We start from the raw sequence: 20,267 nt of genomic DNA, 5'->3' as shown, positions 1-20,267 counted from the left end.
TTTTTTAGAAACAAACCAATATGAAAAAACTTGCACTGCATTGGCAGATTTTATTAGGAATGGTTGCCGGGGTTCTGTTCGCCCTGATCATGACAAATTTTAGCTGGGGCGCAGAGTTTGTAAGTGACTGGATAAAACCATTGGGTAATATCTTTATAAATGCTTTAAAACTGATAGCAGTGCCACTTATTCTCGCGTCCCTTATCAAAGGGATATCAGATCTAAAAGATATCTCTAAATTGTCCAAAATGGGTACGCGAACCATAGCAACTTACATAATAACTACAGTAATTGCGGTTTCCATCGGTCTAGTAATGGTGAATCTTATAGGTCCGGGACGTACGATATCAGAAGAGACAAGAAGTGATCTTATTGCGAGTTATGAAGGGGATGCTTCAGTAAGGATCTCTGATGCCCAAAAACAGAAGGATGCAGGACCATTACAGGCTTTGGAAGACCTTGTGCCAAGTAATATTTTTGGTGCTGCCAGCGATAACGGGAATATGCTCCAGGTGATCTTTTTCGCCATTTTCTTCGGACTTGGTCTTATCCTTATTCCCGAAAAGACTGCAAAACCTGTTAAGGACTTCTTTGATGGATTCAATGAAGTTATCCTTAAACTAATCGATCTTATAATGCTCACGGCGCCTTATGGTGTTTTTGCACTTCTGGCCGCCCTGGTGGTTGAGTCACCGAGTGCCGATCTTTTCGCGGCGCTGGCAATGTATGCGCTTACTGTCTTGATTGGACTTGCCCTTATGATAGGGGTCTATATACTGTTAGTCTGGGTATTCACCAAAAACAAACCTTCTTTCTTTATAAACGGAATTGCTCCCGCACAGTTACTGGCTTTTTCAACCAGCTCAAGTGCTGCGACGCTTCCAGTTACCATGGAAAGGGTAGAAGAACATATGGGAGTTCATAAAGAGGTAACCAGTTTCGTTCTTCCAATTGGCGCAACTATTAATATGGATGGAACCAGCTTATACCAGGCAGTAGCGGCTGTATTCATTGCGCAGGCCTTTGGGATGGATCTAACTATCGGAGCTCAACTTGGAATCATTATGACTGCGACCCTTGCCTCAATAGGCTCTGCAGCTGTACCAGGAGCCGGAATGGTAATGCTTGTGATCGTATTAGCTCAGGCAGGAATTCCGGAAGCTGGACTTGCTTTGATCTTTGCGGTTGACAGACCTCTGGATATGTGCAGAACTACGGTTAATGTGACAGGAGATGCTGCTGTTTCTCTAATGGTTGCCAAGTCAGTAGACATGATGGGACCTCCAAATGTTAAGGAATGGGACGATGATTATCACCCGGAGGCAGAAACTGTTTCGGAAACTGAAAAAATTTAATCCAGGAATTTAGCTTTTAGTTCGGGAGTAGGGATCATACACTCATCTTTCTTCCCGAACCATTTATAGCGGTTGTTCGCTATAAGATCATAGATAAGGTCTCTGAATCCCTCAGGTAAGCCAAGAAAATTCTTTAGTAATGAATATCCTCCTGAAAGGTCTCGAGAGATTTCCAAAGCCGCTGTAGATTTTCGGTAATAAGCTACTCCGGGGTATATTAGCATAATGGAGTCTATCTTATCCGGATCAAGTCCGCGTTCTGATACCAGTTTCCTGCCGGTTTCGCTCTGTAGTGAGGCAAATCTGAAAATATCTTTCTTATCATGGTTTATGATGAACTGTACGGCGCCATTACAGAGATTGCAGACACCATCAAACAATACGATCTTCTTATTTTCAGGTAAATTATCCATATACTTATTTTTTAGCAGCCTGCACGAGTTCTAATTGCTCAAGTCCTACTGAAGTAGTAAACATTCCGTAATTCACTATGGCCTTTCCTTTTTCTATACTGTCTATAGATCCCACGGCCTTCCCATCTTCAAGTCTCACCCGGTCCCCAACCTTTAATTTTGCTTTAGGTTTGTTGGCCTTCTGTTTTTTGATCTCTTCTTCTTTCTTTTTTTCTTCCTTTTTCTTTTGCCTTATAGGCTGGATCTTTTTCTGAACTTCCTGCTTAATCTGACGTTCTTTTGCTTTTTTGGCCTTCTGCTTCTTTTTATCCTCTTTCTTTCTTTTTGAGTTCTCTATCTCAACCATCTTCAGAAACTCTCCGATCAACTCTTTTTTTCGTTTATCGTTGAAATATTTTTCACTAAGATCGTTTACCTTCTGGCCAAGGTAGATAAGCCTTTGGTTGGTATCATAAAGTTCCTGGTAACTCTCTAGTTTTTGCTGGATCTTTGTGTTGATCTCTTCTAGCTTTTCCTTTTGTGCAGCCGCTTTTTCCTCTTTTGTTTTAAGTGAATCTGTGGTTTTCCTTAATTCTGACCTCTCCTTCTGAAGTTTGGCGATACTTCTGTCAAACCTTATCTTTCCTCTTTCCACCTTCTTTTTAGAACGGTTAATAAGACTGTACGGAATTCCATTTTTCTGAGCCACTTCAAAGGTAAATGAACTTCCAGCTTCACCAACTTGAAGTTTATAAACAGGTTCCAGGGTGCGGTTATCGAACATCATATTAGCATTGCTCATATCGGGCAACTCATTAGCCAGCTTTTTCAGGTTGGCGTAGTGGGTGGTCAGTATACCATACGAACCTTTTTCATAGAACACCTCCAAAAATGTTTCTGCAAGGGCACCTCCGAGTTCAGGATCACTACCTGTCCCGAATTCATCAATAAGGAAAAGGGTTTTATCATCACATTTTCTAAGGAAGTAATTCATGTTCTTAAGTCTGTAACTATAGGTGCTCAGATGGTTTTCTATGGACTGATTGTCTCCTATATCGGTTAGAACCTTTTTGAAAAGGCATACCCGGCTGTATTCATGAACAGGAATAAGAATCCCACTTTGAAGCATTACCTGTAACAAACCAACAGTTTTAAGAGTAATACTTTTACCCCCCGCATTAGGACCCGAAATAACAATTATTCTATTATCGGGAGCCAGCTGGATACTTTGAGGGAAGGTCTTTTCTCCCTTCTTTTTATTGTTTAAGTAGAGGAGGGGGTGATATGCGTCCCTCAATTCCAGTTCTCTTTCCTTACTTATTTTAGGCAATACCCCATTAATCTTTTCAGCATATTTAGATTTGGCGGCTATTACATCTATATCACTAAGGAGTTCCTGGTATTCGACCAATATTTCCCGGTAAGGTCTGGCAAATTCAGTTAGCTCCTTTAAGATCCTTTTTATCTCTTCTTTCTCTTCGTATTCAAGGTTGTTGAGCTCCCTGGTAAACTGATAGGTCGCTTCGGGCTGAATATAAACGATGCTTCCGGTCTTTGAATTCCCCATTATTCCGCCTTTCACCTTTCTTCGGTGCATGGCTTTCACAGCGAGAACACGTACATTCTCTACTACACTCTCCTTGATCTCATCAAGATATCCGTAAGATTGATAGGAGGTAAGAGCCGAATTAAAACTGGAATTTATTTTTCCTTTTACCGAACTAATAGAGCGCCTTAAATCCTGTAATAGAGGAGAGGCATCATCCTTCATTTCGCCGAAACGATCTATAACCCCATTTATCTTATTAGTGAGGCTTAGGTCAAACTCAATATGTGAAACCGTTTCCGAAAGAGCCGGATAATATTCAGAATATTTCTGAAAGTACCTTAGATGAGTATTTACCGTTTCGGTAATGGAGGCGATCTTTCTGAAGCCTGAGATCTCCACAAGAGATCCTTCTATCCCCAGTAATTTGATCTCTGGCTGAATGGAATCAAAACCGTGATTTGGAATGGGCTGATCCTTCGTCTTTGAATTGAAATATTCATTGGTCTGGTCCAGGCCAAAAATCGTCTTTTTATAATTTGGATAAGGTTGAATCTTAAGAGCTTTTTCCTTTCCCAGCCCGGTAATGCAAAATTCGCTGATCTGTTCACACACCACCGGAAATTCAAGATCTTCAAGACTCCTCGAACTAATTTTAATCATATCAATTTTTCCCTACTTTTGAGGTCCTGCAAAGTTACTTAATTCTCATGAACGTAAGAATACACCCCAGCTGGAAAAAAGAACTGGAACCTGAGTTCGAAAAAGACTATTTTCAGAATCTGACCGATTTCGTTAAAAAGGAATATACAGAGAACAAATGTTTTCCTCCAGGCAACGAGATCTTCGCGGCTTTTGACCATTCGAATTTTGATGATACCCGGGTGGTTATTCTGGGCCAGGATCCTTATCACGGACCGGGACAGGCCAACGGCCTCTGTTTTTCTGTAAAAGATGGTATTGCTTTTCCTCCCTCATTGCTCAATATCTTTAAAGAGATAGAAAATGATCTGGGTAAACCACTGCCACAGACCGGTAATCTTGAAAGATGGGCAGATCAGGGAGTCTTATTGCTGAATGCGACGCTAAGCGTCAGAGCTCATCAGGCCGGGTCTCATCAGAATAAAGGATGGGAGATCTTTACTGATGAAGTAATAAAAACCATTTCTTCAGATAAGGAGCATGTGGTCTTTATGCTGTGGGGCGGCTACGCTAAGAAAAAAGCCCGGTTAATTGATGGTTCAAAACATCTTATCCTCACGAGTGGGCACCCTTCTCCATTAAGTGCTAACCGTGGTTACTGGTTTGGAAACAAGCATTTTAGTAAGGCGAATGAATACCTTGAAGAAAAGGGATTAAAACCTATCAACTGGTAATTAAAACCGGAACCCAAGGTTTACCATGAACTGACCAACTATAGTGGGTGAAGTGTCACTAAAAAAGTTTCTTCCTATTCCTGTGCTAAGATCCAGTAAAAATCCGCCGGGAGACACGAATTTACCGCCTAATCCAAAGCCGATCGCAAAATCTGTAAAGTCTTCGGTCTCGTATATATATTCGTTAAGGCTTTCATTAAGATCATAATAACCTGTTTCATATTCACCAGCGGAGATCATTCCAAAGCCATGTACATAAAAGCCTCTGGCATAGGTAGAGCTAAAGAAATGCTTGTATTTACCGGTTAGGGATACGTCTTTATAATAAAGTTCATCTATATAATCGTCCTTACCAGGGTGTATAAAGCCTTCTATAGCCCATGAGGAATTCTCATCTATTACCCTTTCGTAGGTTATTTCTATTATTCCTAAGGTGACAAGATTAAAAGCATTAATGCTTAATTCATTCTGTGTGGTATCACGTTTTACAGGCTGGTCATTTCCTGAATTTTTCTGTGCTTGGCAAAATACGGTGGTTAAAAGCAGGGCACCTGCTAAAAAGAGTTTTTTCATTAATTGGTTAGAATTATTTCGTGCCGAAAGTATGAATATTATTCGTAATATAATATAGCAACCAAATATTTTAATAATGAGATTATTAGAATAGAAAGGCCGACTATTTTGCCGGCCTTTTCACAAAAAATTTCAATGAGGTATTCATATTATTGCAGTTCCCTACAGAATTTTATTTTTCAAGTTAGAATTCCCGGTAGGGTGCTTCTAAAAATGCATTAGCCTCTTCCTCAGAGAATTTTGCAGCCTTACTATCCCAATGTAATGTCTTATTGGGGAACCTTCCGGCAATAACTCCTAAAAGTATGGTTTCTGTTAAACGAGCAGCATATGAAAAGGGAGCAGAACATTTTTCCCTGCCAAGGCATGCTTCTACGAATTGATGATAGTGCTTGGGACCTTCAGATTTATAATTTCTAATAGGTTCACCTAAATTATTTTCTTTGGAGATTTTAGCGATTTCATCAGAAATATCAACATATTTACCATTTACGATCTTGGAAGGTAACTGCATGAAGTGAGGAAGTAATAAGCGGCCTTTTTCACCAATAAACATGGCTCCCTGTTCAGGAAGCTGTCCCTTTTCAGCAATTTTTGCATCTAACGAAATATCCCCGGCCTTATTATTCTTTTTCTTTTTGGCTTTTGAGGCTTCACCTTTACCATTCTTAGGTAGTTTTAGGTCTTCGTGATCCTCAGGCGCACCCGGACCATCATACCATACCCACTTAAGTCTCTCGGTTGTATAGGCCGTGCCAGGAAATTCATAGGTAACCTTATTTTTTTCGGGATATCCGAATCCGTTTGGTTCCCGGCAATCGTTTTTAACAGTTAGAGGCACATCCAATTGTAGTGCGTTATAAGGAGTGTCAAAAATATGAACGCCCATATCACCTAATGTACCGCAGCCATAATCTACCAGTTTTCGCCAGTTACCTGGATGATATACATCTTCTTTATAGCTCTTTACTTTAGAGGTGCCTAGCCACAAATTCCAGTCCAAATCCTCAGGAACCGGATCCACACCTTTTGGAATGGGTCCATCATATCCCCAGTTTTTAGGCGACCAGGCTCTTACGGTATGCACTTTACCAATTATCCCTGATTGAATTAAAAGCGTTGCCAGTTTATAATCATAAAATGAATGTACCTGGATCCCCATTTGTGTAACCAGTTTCTTTTCTGCAGCCAGTTTGTTCATTTCCCGAGCCTCAGAGACATGGTGGGTCAATGGTTTCTGACAATACACTGGTTTATTCATATTCATAGCCATTATCGACGCAGGAGCATGTGTATGATCTGGGGTAGAGACTATCACCGCATCTATCTCATCTTCCATTAACTGTAACATTACCCTGTAATCTGAAAATGTCTTTGCTTTTGGATGCATGGAATGGGCATTGGCCAAATAGTTGGAATCAACGTCACAAAGAGCCACAACATCAACAAGCTCGTGGGAGGAGATTGCTTTAAGGTCTTCCAATCCCATGTTCCCAACTCCAATATGTGCTGTTCTTAATCTATTGTGGATTCCGGCTTTTGACCAGGAAAGGCTGGGTAAAACTAAGATCCCTGATGTGGCCAGGCCTGTGATTTTTAAAAATTCTCTTTTTTTCATCAGATTACAACTTTTTGATTTTAATATTTCTGAACCATATCGGGCTAGCGTGGTCCTGAAGACCAATAAATCCAGATTTGAATTTACCGTAATCTGGTGCATTATTCCATTTACCTGAATTTTTCTTTTTCATCCATTCTTCAGACCAAGGAACGAATTCCACTATTTTTTTTCCGTTGAGCCAATGTTCCACTTTCTCTGGAGTAAAAACGATTTTTGATGAATTCCATTCCCCAACAGGATTTAATACTTTCTGAGTAGTGTCTACTTCATGCATCGCATAATCTGCTCCGGTTTTTTGCCAGTCCTGAAGTTCCTCCGGATTTTCTGCCCCAAATTGTGAATTATAGCCGGTAAGATCATGGATATCTGCGTAGTTTTCATCATCAATCAATTGGTATTCCGGTGCTATTTTTGGTGGTCCGCTGTAGCCTTCCTTTACATGATAAAAGATGCCGCTATTTCCACCTTTAGGGAGTTTCCATTCCAGATATAGTTCAAAATTGTCAAATTCTTCAGCTCCATATATAATATCCTTTCCACCCTTATAATTTTGTTCCAGACCCAATTCTGTATCGAAAGTTAAGACACTGTCTTTGATAACCCATCCGGGTGGCAGGGAATCACCGTTATAGGCGCGCCAGCCTTCCGTAGAAGTGCCGTCAAAAAGATAGATCCAGTCTTTTTCTGAAATGCTGTCGGCCGTTGCGGAAGAATCTATTTCGGAATCAGGCTTTGATTTTTCTTTACAGGAACTAAAAAGTAATAACTGTAAACACAGGAAGGTAATAAAGTTAAGTTTCATTTGATTTGTTAAAAAATTAATTTTGTCTCTTTCGAAATTATAAATTTTATTCTAAAATAGAATAATTAAATCATATTTTTTGAAATTATTCATCGTGTTAGTAACTACGTGCGATTCTTTTGAAATTTAAAAGGCCGGTATCTTACCGGCCTTCTTCAAACTCTTATTTTTATGAACCTTCATGGGTGAATTCCCCTGGATCCAGTATTCTTACAGTGGGAGCAAAAATATTATTCTCGAGAAGCCATAGGTTTCCCTTCTTATCAAAGGTGATGGCACTGGGTAACATTAAACCTTCAGCCTTTTTAATGAGTTCTCCCTCAAGATTATAAGCGCTGACAGTGCCACCTGATGGGTTGGATAACCCAGCCCAGCTGTTTTCGTCAAATTCTACTACATAAAGAAGCCCGTCAGGTCCAAATTCAAGATCGATAATAGAAGTTAAACCATCAAGGAATAAATAGCAGTTTTCTGATCCTTCCAATTCAGAACAAACTAAATTTGTAGCATCTGCCGGAAATCTCCAAACTCTTGATAGTCCTTTGGGAAGTCCTTCTGGAGTTAAACTGGTTTGCGGTACTGCCCCTGTGAGTTCGCCAGCATACACATATCCATCGGGACCAACTGCCACAGATGTTGCTACGGGCTGTACATAGCAGGTAAGTCCATCATGTTCAAAAAGCACCATAAATTCCCCATTCTCATCTAACGGAGGGGTAAGGATAGCTTTCCAGTCAATATGGCCTGTAGTAGTTGCCTGTAGGATCGTATTTCCTGCTGCATCGCCAATTAAAGCAGTTCCTCCATCAAGTGTAGTGACCTTGAAAGGATTGTTTTGAGGACCTGCACTAAAAACACCTTCTTCTTCGCAGAGCTGATATTTCCACTGTATGCCCTCAAAAGCATCGGGATCATTAGCCTTTTCAAATTCACCCAGATCGGCTACCATTCTTACTTTCCCATTTGAAATTCGGTACAGCTCACCATCTTCCGCAAGGTTGCTGCCACCGGTGGTGAAGAAAGCATTGCCAGTTCCTATAGCCTGAATACCCTGAATATTGGTATTGGTTTCAACTTCATGAAGTGTTCTAATTTCTCCATTTTTGATCAGCTGAATACTTCTCCCGTTGCCAGTATTTAATCCTACCATAATACTTCCATCAGCAGTGGCTGAAATATCAAATACCTCGGCATCCGGAAATTCGAATGTACCTACTGATTGATTTTTCTTCATTGATAGATCAAAAGTTTCGAGGTTTAGATTATCTATCTCCTTTTCGCATGCAGTGAAAAGGCATAATAACAGAGCTACGTAAAAGCTTTTTAAGATTGCTAACTTCACAAATTTCCATTTAGTTTTCATAATATGATTTTTGGTGGTTAATTATTCTATTATAAATTTCTTTGAAATATTTTCTGAACTACTGCTTATTTGGATAATATAAGTACCGGGTGCCAGTCTTTCATTAATTTTAATGGTTTGGAACTCTGCCGGTCCTACTGCAGTTTCATATAGCGGAATCCCCAGAAGATTATAAATTCTAACTGTAGATTGCTCCTTTACATTAGTTAACTCTGCATTGAATTCCTCTGTAGTAGGATTTGGATATAGACTTATATCCATATTTAATTCCTCTTCATATATAATATTAGAAGCAGTTAGGGTCTCACAGGGCCCGTTAAGATTATCATTAGGATGATTTCTATGTCTTTCAAGCTGTTGCGGAGAAACACATACGGTAGTGAAGCGGCCATTATTTTCATGGCAAATTGCTATTTTTTCCCCTCGGCAATATGGAAACTCTTGATCACAGCCATCAGGAATTCTATCACCATCAAAGTCTAGATTATCGTCAAATCCTGGACATATATCTTGACAATTTGGAACTCCATCTTGATCATCATCATTGGAAACTCCATTAGCATCCACATCATTTGGACAGGTAGATCTTACCTCCAGGTCTATACAGTCTGAAACTCCATCATTATCTCTATCAATTTCCCTATTTCCGCAACCGCAATCTCCAGGAGCGATTTTCAATCTGTCATTAGGACATAGATCATTACAGTCTGCTGTTCCATCACCATCCGAATCAACTAAGTTAGAGCTTGTGATATTTGGATCGCTATCATTACAGTCTTCTGAAGTTGGTACTCCGTCACAATCTCCATCTGGTTCCTGATTAGGATTAACGAGATTTTGGCAATTATCGTTACAATCGGCTATGCCATCACCATCTGAATCTATGTCAGAGACTCCACAACCGCATATTCCCGGTTCAGTTTTATTTGGATCTAAATCACAATTGTCATTACAGTCTGCTGTTCCATCACCATCTGAATCTATATCAGAGACTCCACAACCGCATATTCCCGGTTCAGTTTTATTTGGATCTAAATCACAATTGTCATTAGATGCGCATACTCCATCGTTATCAGCATCCCCAGTGCTATTATCTCCGAAACATAGATCAACATCGTCACAAATTGTATCATTGTCCAAATCAGTACAAGTGCAAAAATATTCCTTATAGTCTGATCCTGTACAAACAGGATTTCCTAAATTGTCTAACAGATGAACACCAGCTTCATATGGTCCAATAGGGTATTTTCCTAGATGAATAACATAATTGCTATAAGGAGCAATTGGTTCTGTTCTAGTTTCCAGTAGATTAGCTGTTTGTTCTGAAATTTCAAACAAATGAATCTCAACTGAAGTATATTCCGTGGTATTAAAAATGTGGAGATCCAATAAAACTTCGTTTGGACATTGCTCTGTTCCAGCCAATTGAACATTAATAATACATTCTTCCTGCCCGATAGTTCGTTGAATATTAAAAAGGCAGATAATTACGAAAAAAAGCGTATAAAATTTTTTCATGATAAAGAGTTTTGTTAGTTAGTAATATTCTATTTCATTGTTAAATGCCATAACACATCTGGCCAATAGCCTTGTATCTGTCCATCGCTTGAAATGTTAAGCAGCAGTATTAGTAAAATGGAATAGGGCTATGGAAGTATTTAATACTAAATTACCCTATACCTCCCATCGAGTTTCCATTAATATCCTGGTTAACACTAAATATTTCCTTTTCACTTATTGCTTCATAATTAAAATCGTCTAAGATCACTTGTGTCCTAATCCTGCTAGGAAAAAGACTAAGTCCCATTACACATATGCTTTGATATATGTTCGTGCTGTCATAATCTCAGCTAGTATAGTATGAAAAGAAATTACCGAAATCTGTTTCGGTTTTATTAATAACATTTGCAGGTTATACAGGTGATAAGGAGGCTGGAATTTCTGAGGATCCCCTCGAATCAAACACTAAATAGCTCACCAAAACCAGAAAGTTTTTAGGCTTCAACGTGTTGATTGTCAATTAAAAAGCTAATTTAGTGCAAAGCAAATCCTCAAAATTGTAAAAAATGGCCACTTATTAATTTTACAGTTTTTTTATGTTAGCATCCTTCGCCAAACCAGTAGATTATTCTGTACCAAAAGAGTTGGTACCTTATGTAAAGGCAGTTATTCATGGATCCTCTGGTGAAAAACTAAATCTGCAATACCCAATGTTTGCAACAGGCTTTCCTGTTATGATTTATATCCTGGATGCCCCCGAAATTATTACCAATAATAACAGGAATTTACCTCAGGATGTTTTGAATATTGCCGGCCAGATCTATAATGCTCATGTTTCCGTCTCATTTAAAGATCAGGAGCTATCAGCCATCGGTATAATATTATCTCCTACCAGCACCTATTATCTCTTTCATAAAAATGGCACTGAATTACTGAATAATTGGACCGGTCTAAAAAATATCGATGTAGATGCAGGAGATCTAAGAGATAAATTAAGTGAGGCAAAAACTCTGGAAAGTAAAATTGAAGTTATTTTTTCCTTTTTAATAGATCTGATTCCCAAAAAGACCCCAGCAATAGGTTGGTTGGATACGGCTATAGAAAAAATTATAATGAAGGAAGGTCATATCCATATTAAGGACCTTTATGATCCGGATGAAATTAGTCCACGACATTTTCGCCGTAAGTTCAAAGAAATTATAGGTATGCCGCCAAAATATTATTGTAAGGTAATACAGTTGAATTCAGTTTTTAGAATGATTAATGTAGGGCAGAGTGAGAAGTTGAATGATATTGCTCTAGACTGCGGATATTTTGACCAGGCACATTTTATAAAAGATTTCAAAAAGCATATTGGTTTTGCTCCCTTGAATTTCCTGAATAGTAAATATTCTTTTCTTTCCTCGTATCTGGGAGTTCAATAAAAATGAATTAAAGACTATGTTTAATTTCAGAAGGGGAAACCTTCGAACCAATTAAATTAAGGTTTGCCAGTTGTTTTATGACTTTATTTATCGTTTCATCACTTATTTGCTCCTGGCTCCATCTAGTTAAATCAAGCCATTTCCTGATATCTTCCAGTTTTTGCTGATATCTTTCAGAAAGCACTATATCTATATTCCTTTGAAGTTTAAATTCTCTGGTTTCAGCATTAAGTATTTCCAACATTTTCTGAAGTCGGTTAGGATCCTTGCGAATAGTTTCATTCCTGGCAGCGATCACAAAACATGGCCATGGAGTAGGACAGTCGGCTACAAGCCTGAAGGTCTTATTATCCACAAGAGGTTTGGTTGTAAAATGTTCCCACATGAAATACTGCGCTTCGTCTTCCTGAAGGGCTGAGATAGCTCCATCCAGGTTATTTACGATCTCAAACTTAAGGTCGTTTATATCCCAATTTCTGTGTTGTGCATTCACATAGGCCATCAAATGGGAGCCACTTCCTTTTCGACTTATTGCTGCGGTTGTACCTTTAAGGTCTTTGATATCCTTGTAAGGTGAGCCCGCGGCAACATGTATACCCCAAATCAGCGGACTTCCAATATATGTTTGGATGATCCTGCTTTCATTCCCATTAATTATGTCCCTGGTTATTCCTTCAGTAAGAATAACAGCGACATCCAGTTCACCTGCTCTCAGGGCCTGACACATTGCACCAGTACCTTCCGGGAAATCTTTCCAGATCACATTAAGACCTTCATCACTAAATTTATTCTCTTCAATGCAAAGATGCCATGGAAGATTGAAGTGTTCCGGTACGCCTCCTATTTTAATAGTCTTCATGAATGTTTTTCTTTAAGATATTCATAGATCGCATATTGTGAACGAATCGCCTTTTCTCCTTTTTTACTTTCCACATATTTATTAGACTCACTTGCATCCTGTATCCTTGCCTTTACATTGTCACTAAGTTGAATGTTAAGAATATCCTTGAATTCCTGCTTTATATCCTCGTCCAGTACGGGGGAGATCACTTCTATCCTTCTATCAAGGTTACGGTTCATCCAGTCTGCACTACCGTAGAACATACGTTCATCTCCGCCATTTTCGAAAATATAAATACGTCCGTGTTCCAAAAATCTATCAACGATACTGGTCATATAGATATTCTCGCTCAATCCTTCAACCCCCGGAATAAGACTGGTAAAACCACGAACAAGCATCCTGATTTCTACCCCTGCCTGACTGGCTTTATAGAGTAATTCTATCATTTCTTCATCTTCAAGGCTGTTCATCTTGGCGGTGATCTTGGCTTTCTTGCCTTCCCGCGCATTTTCTATCTCATTATAAATTAGTTTGAGAAATTCCTGCCTCGTAGAAAATGGCGAGATAAGGAGATTTTTTTCCCTGGGAATGATCAGTTCTCCTTCCAGAACCTTGAAAAGTCGCTGCAGCTCTTTGGTAATATATTTATTGGCAGTAAAAATAGCATGATCGCAATATATCTTTGCAGTTTCACTATTAAAATTCCCGGTTCCTATATAAGCATATCGCATACTGATGTCCCCTTCCTGCCTGCAAATGAGCATGATCTTGGAATGAACTTTTACTTTGGGATAACTGTAGATTACATTGGCTCCCTTTTCTTCAAATTTTCTTCCCCATATGATATTGTTCTCTTCATCGAACCTGGCTTTGGCCTCTACAAAAACAGTGACCCTTTTTCCTTTATCCAGCGCTTCTATTAAAGAGGATGTAAGCCTGGATTCATCAGCTACTCTGTAAAGTGAGATACTAATATCTGTCACCTTTTCATCTTTAGCTGCCTGTTCCAGAAATCTCTCCACATAACCAAACGACATGTACGGAAAATGCAGTGACTGATCCTTCTTCCTGATATCTTCGAAATAATCCCTGCTTTTATCCAGGGTGGCATGGGGCAGGGGAGGAAGTTCTTCATAATGAAGCTTTGGATTATCGGTAGGATCTGGGAAGGAAAAGAAATCCTTAAAATTATGATATTTCCCTCCCGGCATCATATCTATTTTTCCCAACTTTAAAAGCTTCCTTATTTTTTTCTGAACATCCTTTGGCATAGAAGCATCATACAGCAATCGGGTTGGTTGCCCATCTGTGCGCTGCTGCAAAGACTCATAGATCTTCTCTGCCAGTACCCCTTCATAAATATCATCAATATAGAGCTCAGCATCCCTGGACAATTTTATCTCGTAGATACCCGTAATATTGTTCTTCGGAAAAATTTTATAGGATTCATGTCTTATAACCTCATCAAGATAGGTGATATTGTGTTTGTTCTTAATCCCCTTCATCATTACGAACCTGCCACATTCTTTAACGGGGATGTTCACTACGGCAAGTTTATCCTCATTTTCAAATGTTATAAGAAAATACAATACCGAATTTTCCAGAAACAGTTCATTCTCTTTATTTAAATCAAGCATTATCGGTTTCAGATGTTCTTCAACCTTATTATTGAAAAAGGAACTTAGAAATTCTTTATGGACTTCTTTGAAATGTTCGGCATCCAGAATATGAATTCCATTAGCAGCGAGTTCAGGAATGATCTGTTCGTGGTATATTTCACCGAATCTATCCTGCTGTTTCTTAACCTCTTCAATGATCTGTTTTGTGATCCGGGAAGGCCTGAGTGCAAGTTTCTTACGAATACTTTTCTTAACGCGTTTTATTTGTCGAAGCTGTGAGACTCGCACCCTGAAATATTCGTCCAGATTCGAAGAAAAAATAGCCAGAAATTTCATCCGCTCAAATAGTGGATTAAGCTTATCTGCGGCCTCCTGAAGAACCCTCTCATTAAAACTTAACCAGTTAAGATCCCTGTGTCTAAACCGGTCTTCATTAGGTTGCTGCATTGGTGATAGATTGTTTGATCAAAAATACAAAGTACACCATGCTTTGCTTTTAATATATTGTTAAATAAGACATGGCTATCCAGCGATCCTCTCCAGAGAATATTTAATCAGCGCATCGACCGGTTCTTTTGAATCTTCAGCAAATTCTCCGGTTGCCCTGTTCGCCAGAACAACATTCATGGAAACTGCCCGGTGATTCATTAGCTTCGATAAACCATATATGGCTGAAGTTTCCATTTCCAGGTTGGTTATCTGAAGCCCTTTATGATTAAAACTGTATAATTTTTCGTTCAGTTCCGGGTTGGATAGTTTGTTCCGAAGCACCCTGCCCTGAGGACCATAAAAACCAATATTGGTGCCAGTGAGACCCTTTATTGTACTATCAGAACTTAATTTCTCTATCAGGTCCTCATCACCTTTCACTATATAAGGCATGGGCATTCGTGGATCCCAATTTGAATGTTCAACGAAAGCTGTTGCTGCCTCATGATCCAGGAATGAATCGCCTTCATAATAATACATGAGTCCGTCAAAACCAATAGCCCATTCACTGGTAATAAAGGCTCCAACGGGAATTTCCTCTCGTATGGAACCAGTGGTTCCTATACGGATAATATCCAGGTTAACCTGTGTTTTTTTAATTGTTTTCTTTTCCAGGTCTATATTAGCAAGTGCATCCAGTTCTGTAAGGGCTATATCAATATTATCCGTTCCCATTCCGGTAGACATTACGGTAATACGTTTACCTCTAAAAATACCTGTATGGGTAACAAATTCCCTTTTCTGTTTCTTGACTTCGATCTTATCAAAAAACCGGCTTATTCTCTCAACCCTTGCCGGATCTCCTACGATGATAACAGTTTGTGCCAGATCCTCCGGAAGAAGGCCAAGATGATAGATAGAACCATTCTTGGAAAGGACCAGTTCTGATGCTTGTAAATTCATATTATAATTTTAGTAATCGGTGAGATTCAGACTCATATAGGAAATCGTACATTTTTGCGCCCCCAAAATACTCGTCATTCCGTAGTTCCCTGTAAAAATTCTTTTCGGCATTTAGTACCTCTTTGCCTTTTTCGTTTAACAGGATGCGATTCTCCGTTTTGGTGTAAAATATGGAAAGCTTATTAATTAAACGCTGCATTTGCGTATCACTGTAACCATAGTAACCCTGATATTGGAGCGCGTAGCCCAGCAGATGATTTTCACTGGTGATCTCATGATTTTCAATGAGCTTGAGAACATTCTTTTCCAGAGAATTAATACCGGTTACGCTATTGGGAAACCTTTCTATATGAGCCCTTATACAACTTGAAAGATATTCAAAGTTCGTATTGGTTTTTATCTGTGATTTTAATTTCATGGGATTGTTACCGCAATAAAGTTCCCAGATAAAGACTGCCGCTTCCAGATCATCCTCATTAAGTTCAATCAGGTTTTCATAATGATTTTTCAACTCCTTTAAATTTAGGTGAGAAAGGGGTTGAAACTCCTTTTCGCCAGGTAATTTCCTGCTACATACCAGTGAGATAGGTACTTCCTTATTTTTCTGAAAAAGCAGGTTAATGGCCGCCAGCATATTAATATGACAGAAGAGATCAAACTCGAACCAAAGTACCACTTTATCATAATCCTTCGCGGCTTTTAATCGCTTCACTTCCGCAATAAACCGCTCTTCGTAATTCTCAGCAGAAATATTATAGGCTTGCCGAAGAAATTTCTTTCGGACCTTAAAGAACTCCTGATTTATTTCCTGAAGGGTTGGACCTTCACATAATAACTCTCTCCAGATTACAAGTTCTCCGGGAAGTTGAAGCTCCTGCATCTGTTCAGCTAGGCTATCGCCATTGACAATATGTAAGATCCTGTCTTTCATCTTTAGACCTAAAAAAAAGCGTATAGGAGTTAACCTCCTACACGCTTAACGTTATAACCTTCTTTTTTTAAGATCTGCATGACCTTGTCCCTATGGTCTCCCTGGATGATGATCTCACCATCTTTGGTAGAACCACCAACACCGCATTTCTTTTTAAGCATTTTGCCCAGGGCAATAAGATCATCTTCGGGGCCCTGATAGCCTTTTATAATGGTCACGGTCTTTCCACCACGGCCTTTATTACTAAAATGAGCTTCCAGCCTCTGATCTCCGGGGGAAAGTGGTTCATCGGCTCCATCTTCAGTATACTCACTTTCATCAAAATCATCATTGGTAGAGAAAACAAACCCTCCCAGGTCTTCCAGTCCTAATTTTTTCTTTGCCATAATTATTTTTTAGCCAGGCCTATTTCTATAAGGCGCTGATTCAAAAACTCACCGGCAGTGATATCCTCGTATTGTTTAGGATGGTCTTCATCTATACACTCTTCAAGGCAATCCAGCCTCATATCACTTCTTGGATGCATGAAAAAAGGAATGGAATATCTTGGTTTATCCCATTCTTCCTTAGGTGGATTAATCACACGGTGAATAGTAGATCTTAATTTATTATTAGTATGTCTTTCAAGCATATCTCCAACATTAATCACAAGCTCATCTTCCTGGGGAATGGCATCGATCCATTCTCCATCCTTTCTAAGTACCTGCAGTCCTCCGGTTGAAGCTCCCATTAGAAGTGTGATAAGATTAATATCTCCGTGGGCTCCGGCTCTTACCGCTCCTTTTGGTTCTTCGGTAATTGGAGGATAGTGGATAGGTCTAAGAATACTGTTTCCATTGCTGGCCCAGTGATCAAAATAATGCTCTTCCAGTCCAATATAAAGAGCTAATGCTCTTAAAACATAGATTCCTGTTTTCTCAAGCATCCTGTAGGCTTCCATCCCTACATGATTAAAGTCCTTTAATTCTTCAACCTGAACATTGGCTGGATATTCTTCCATGAGGTTAGCATCTTCAGACGGCTCCTGACCAAAATGCCAGAATTCTTTTAGGTCTCCTTCCTTTTTCCCTTTGGCATGCTCCTTACCAAATGAGATATAACCTCTTTGACCGGCAAGGCCTTCTATTTCATATTTCTGTTTGGTTTCCAGGGGAAGATCAAAGAACGATTTTACCTCTTTATACAATTCTTCCACCAGTTCATCACTTAAAAAGTGATTCTTCAAAGCTACAAACCCAATTTCTTCGTAGGCCTTTCCAATCTCGTCAACAAACTTTTGTTTTCTCCTTGGATCGTCCGAAAGAAAATCGGCCAGATCTACGCTGGGAATATTATTCATCGCCATTCTAAGCTGTATTTTAATTATAAATCAACACGCAAAGGTAAGTAAAATTAGGTGATATGCCTGTGGTTTATATTTTTCTTAGCATATGGAAATTTAGTTACATTTGAGTGCAAAAATATTTTTTTATGCTCTCCAGAAAAATAAAATCAGATCAATTGAACTATACCGGGTTCCATGTAACAAAAGATAAAATGCTTGAGCTTTATAAGGCCATGTTGAAGCCCAGGATGATAGAAGAAAAGATGCTTATTCTCTTAAGGCAGGGTAAGATATCCAAATGGTTTAGTGGGATAGGGCAGGAAGCCATTGCAATTGGTGTTAGTATGGCCATGAATAAGGATGAGTATATTTTGCCTATGCACCGAAACCTGGGAGTTTTTACCAGTCGTAATATCCCTTTAAACAGACTATTTTCCCAGTGGCAGGGAAAAGCCTCAGGTTTTTCCAATGGAAGGGATCGAAGTTTTCATTTCGGAACACAGGAATATAAGATAGTAGGTATGATCTCACATCTGGGACCGCAACTGGGGGTTGCAGACGGGATCGCCCTGGCAAATAAACTCAGAGGTGAACATGCGGTCACTGCTGTATTTACGGGTGAAGGAGGAACCAGCGAAGGAGATTTTCATGAGGCTCTCAACATAGCTGCTGTCTGGGATCTTCCGGTAATGTTTTGCATAGAAAATAACGGGTACGGACTCTCAACGCCCACGATAGAACAATACAGATGTAAGGATCTGGCAGATCGAGGGGTAGGTTACGGGATGGAGTCACATATTATTGACGGAAACAATATCCTGGAAGTGTATACCAGGGTTTCGGAAATTGCGGAGAATCTAAGAAAGAATCCCCGGCCAGTTTTAATTGAATTCAAAACCTTCCGAATGAGAGGCCACGAAGAAGCAAGTGGCACCAAGTATGTTCCTGAGGAACTTATGAAAGAATGGGAGCAAAAAGATCCTATCATCAACTTTAAGGAATATCTTTTTGAGGAGGGCATTTTAAATGACGAGTTACAAAGTGGAATAAGGAAGCAGATCGCTGAAGAAATAGACCTTAATCTTGAAAAGGCATTTTCTGAACCAGCTATAGAATCCAATGAAACAAACGAATTAAATGATGTGTATCATAACTTTGAATATGAAGATATTGAGCCTTCAGAGGACACGGAAAATATTCGATTTGTAGATGCTATTTCCCAGGCATTGAGATCATCTATGGAAAAACATGAAAACCTGGTACTAATGGGGCAGGATATAGCTGATTATGGTGGTGTATTTAAGATTACAGAGGGTTTTATAGGCCAATTTGGCAAAGACAGGATTCGAAACACCCCGATCTGTGAATCGGCGGTTGTAGGAGCCGCCATGGGCTTATCGATCAACGGAATGAAGGCGATGGTCGAAATGCAATTCAGTGATTTTGTAAGTTCAGGTTTTAATCCAATAGTAAATTATCTTGCCAAGGTTCAGTATCGATGGAATCAAAACGCAGATGTGGTAATAAGAATGCCCTGCGGGGGTGGAGTAGGAGCTGGCCCCTTTCACAGTCAGACCAACGAAGCCTGGTTTACAAAAGTCCCTGGTTTAAAGGTGGTTTACCCGGCCTTTCCTTACGACGCGAAAGGCCTGCTTAATACGGCTTTTAACGATCCGAACCCTGTAATGTTCTTTGAGCACAAGGCTTTATACAGAAGTATAAGGCAGGATGTTCCTGTAGATTACTATACGTTACCAATTGGCAAAGCCTCACTCCTTAGACAGGGAGGTGATGTTAGTATCATTACCTACGGGGCAGGAGTTCACTGGGCTCTTGAAACACTTGATGAATTGGGTATTCAGGAGGCTGATCTAATAGATCTAAGGTCTTTACAACCTTTGGATATTGATACGATTTACGAGTCGGTAACTAAAACGGGAAAGGTTATCATATTGACCGAAGATTCGCTATTTGGAAGTATGGCTTCTGAAATTGCCGCAATTATTATTGAAAATTGCTTTGAAAGCCTTGATGCACCTGTAATAAGGGTAGGTAGTCTGGAAACACCGATTCCTTTTGCTTCGAACCTTGAAAAGCAATATCTGCCAAAGGAAAGATTCAGGCAAAAACTGCAATATTTAATAGAATATTAATAAGCCGGCAATAGAAGTAAGATTTAATTAAGAATCCTTAACAAACCCACTGTTA

General features: G+C 39.4%; 17 protein-coding genes. 4 read left to right on the top strand and 13 right to left on the bottom strand.

Translation table 11 applies throughout. From position 1 onward, the window contains the following. The first annotated feature begins 20 nt into the window (after nt 1–20). Nucleotides 21–1,355, top strand: a complete 1,335-nt coding sequence (locus EZJ28_RS04925) for a dicarboxylate/amino acid:cation symporter (RefSeq protein WP_131395526.1) — start codon at nt 21–23, stop codon at nt 1,353–1,355. Here EZJ28_RS04925 and EZJ28_RS04920 read toward each other — a convergent pair. Beyond that, the gene (locus EZJ28_RS04920; RefSeq protein ID WP_131395524.1) at nt 1,352–1,768 is read right to left on the bottom strand and encodes a thiol-disulfide oxidoreductase DCC family protein; all 417 of its coding nucleotides are present in this window, start codon (nt 1,766–1,768) and stop codon (nt 1,352–1,354) included. The genes EZJ28_RS04925 and EZJ28_RS04920 overlap by 4 nt on opposite strands. 4 nt (nt 1,769–1,772) lie before the next feature. Further along, entirely contained in the window at nt 1,773–3,956 is a 2,184-nt protein-coding gene (locus EZJ28_RS04915) for a DNA mismatch repair protein MutS (protein WP_131395522.1), read from the bottom strand. Nucleotides 3,957–4,003: 47 nt separating this feature from the next. Here EZJ28_RS04915 and EZJ28_RS04910 point away from each other — a divergent pair, with 47 nt between their 5' ends. After that, the gene (locus EZJ28_RS04910) at nt 4,004–4,669 is read left to right on the top strand and encodes a uracil-DNA glycosylase (RefSeq protein WP_131395520.1); all 666 of its coding nucleotides are present in this window, start codon (nt 4,004–4,006) and stop codon (nt 4,667–4,669) included. Here EZJ28_RS04910 and EZJ28_RS04905 read toward each other — a convergent pair whose 3' ends face one another. The 5 genes from EZJ28_RS04905 to EZJ28_RS04885 all read right to left on the bottom strand — a co-directional run bounded on the left by EZJ28_RS04905 (nt 4,670) and on the right by EZJ28_RS04885 (nt 10,546). Further along, entirely contained in the window at nt 4,670–5,242 is a 573-nt protein-coding gene (locus tag EZJ28_RS04905) for a hypothetical protein (RefSeq protein WP_131395518.1), read from the bottom strand. A 184-nt stretch (nt 5,243–5,426) separates the two neighbouring features. Continuing rightward, complete coding sequence (locus tag EZJ28_RS04900; RefSeq protein WP_131395516.1) at nt 5,427–6,860, bottom strand: Gfo/Idh/MocA family protein; 1,434 nt, start codon at nt 6,858–6,860, stop codon at nt 5,427–5,429. 4 nt (nt 6,861–6,864) lie between these two features. Beyond that, the gene (locus EZJ28_RS04895) at nt 6,865–7,665 is read right to left on the bottom strand and encodes a DUF1080 domain-containing protein (RefSeq protein WP_131395514.1); all 801 of its coding nucleotides are present in this window, start codon (nt 7,663–7,665) and stop codon (nt 6,865–6,867) included. Nucleotides 7,666–7,834: 169 nt separating this feature from the next. Beyond that, a complete protein-coding gene (locus EZJ28_RS04890) occupies nt 7,835–9,007 on the bottom strand; it encodes a ScyD/ScyE family protein (RefSeq protein WP_165499028.1) in 1,173 nt (390 codons plus the stop codon). A 42-nt stretch (nt 9,008–9,049) separates the two neighbouring features. Continuing rightward, entirely contained in the window at nt 9,050–10,546 is a 1,497-nt protein-coding gene (locus EZJ28_RS04885) for a T9SS type A sorting domain-containing protein (RefSeq protein WP_131395509.1), read from the bottom strand. Nucleotides 10,547–11,124: 578 nt separating this feature from the next. On the opposite strand from EZJ28_RS04885, the gene EZJ28_RS04880 reads away from it, so the two are divergent. Further along, nucleotides 11,125–11,952 (top strand): AraC family transcriptional regulator, encoded by an 828-nt coding sequence (locus EZJ28_RS04880; RefSeq protein ID WP_131395507.1) that lies wholly within the window; start codon nt 11,125–11,127, stop codon nt 11,950–11,952. A 7-nt stretch (nt 11,953–11,959) separates the two neighbouring features. Here the strand turns inward: EZJ28_RS04880 and EZJ28_RS04875 are convergent, their stop codons facing one another. From EZJ28_RS04875 to EZJ28_RS04850, 6 genes are all read right to left on the bottom strand, one after another. Further along, nucleotides 11,960–12,811: a substrate-binding domain-containing protein gene (locus EZJ28_RS04875; protein ID WP_131395505.1), complete on the bottom strand. Its 852-nt coding sequence runs from the start codon at nt 12,809–12,811 to the stop codon at nt 11,960–11,962. Further along, nucleotides 12,808–14,859 carry a polyphosphate kinase 1 gene (ppk1, locus tag EZJ28_RS04870; protein WP_131395503.1) on the bottom strand — a complete coding sequence of 684 codons (2,052 nt, stop codon included), beginning with the start codon at nt 14,857–14,859 and terminating at the stop codon, nt 12,808–12,810. Before ppk1 ends, EZJ28_RS04875 begins: the two co-directional genes overlap by 4 nt. Nucleotides 14,860–14,934: 75 nt before the next feature. Beyond that, entirely contained in the window at nt 14,935–15,804 is an 870-nt protein-coding gene (locus tag EZJ28_RS04865) for a nucleoside phosphorylase (RefSeq protein ID WP_131395501.1), read from the bottom strand. 1 nt (nt 15,805) lies between these two features. Then, nucleotides 15,806–16,735 (bottom strand): DUF1835 domain-containing protein, encoded by a 930-nt coding sequence (locus EZJ28_RS04860; RefSeq protein WP_131395499.1) that lies wholly within the window; start codon nt 16,733–16,735, stop codon nt 15,806–15,808. Nucleotides 16,736–16,764: 29 nt separating this feature from the next. Further along, on the bottom strand, nt 16,765–17,121 hold the full coding sequence (locus EZJ28_RS04855; RefSeq protein WP_165499027.1) for a translation initiation factor: 357 nt from the start codon (nt 17,119–17,121) through the stop codon (nt 16,765–16,767). Nucleotides 17,122–17,123: 2 nt separating this feature from the next. Further along, entirely contained in the window at nt 17,124–18,074 is a 951-nt protein-coding gene (locus EZJ28_RS04850; RefSeq protein WP_131395837.1) for an isopenicillin N synthase family oxygenase, read from the bottom strand. Between the two features lie 131 nt (nt 18,075–18,205). On the opposite strand from EZJ28_RS04850, the gene EZJ28_RS04845 reads away from it, so the two are divergent. Continuing rightward, complete coding sequence (locus EZJ28_RS04845) at nt 18,206–20,212, top strand: thiamine pyrophosphate-dependent enzyme (protein ID WP_131395496.1); 2,007 nt, start codon at nt 18,206–18,208, stop codon at nt 20,210–20,212. Nucleotides 20,213–20,267 lie beyond the last annotated feature (55 nt).

It is taken from the genome of Gramella sp. KN1008 (assembly GCF_004332155.1).
Lineage (GTDB): Bacteria > Bacteroidota > Bacteroidia > Flavobacteriales > Flavobacteriaceae > Christiangramia.
This window is presented reverse-complemented; position numbering and strand designations above follow the sequence as displayed.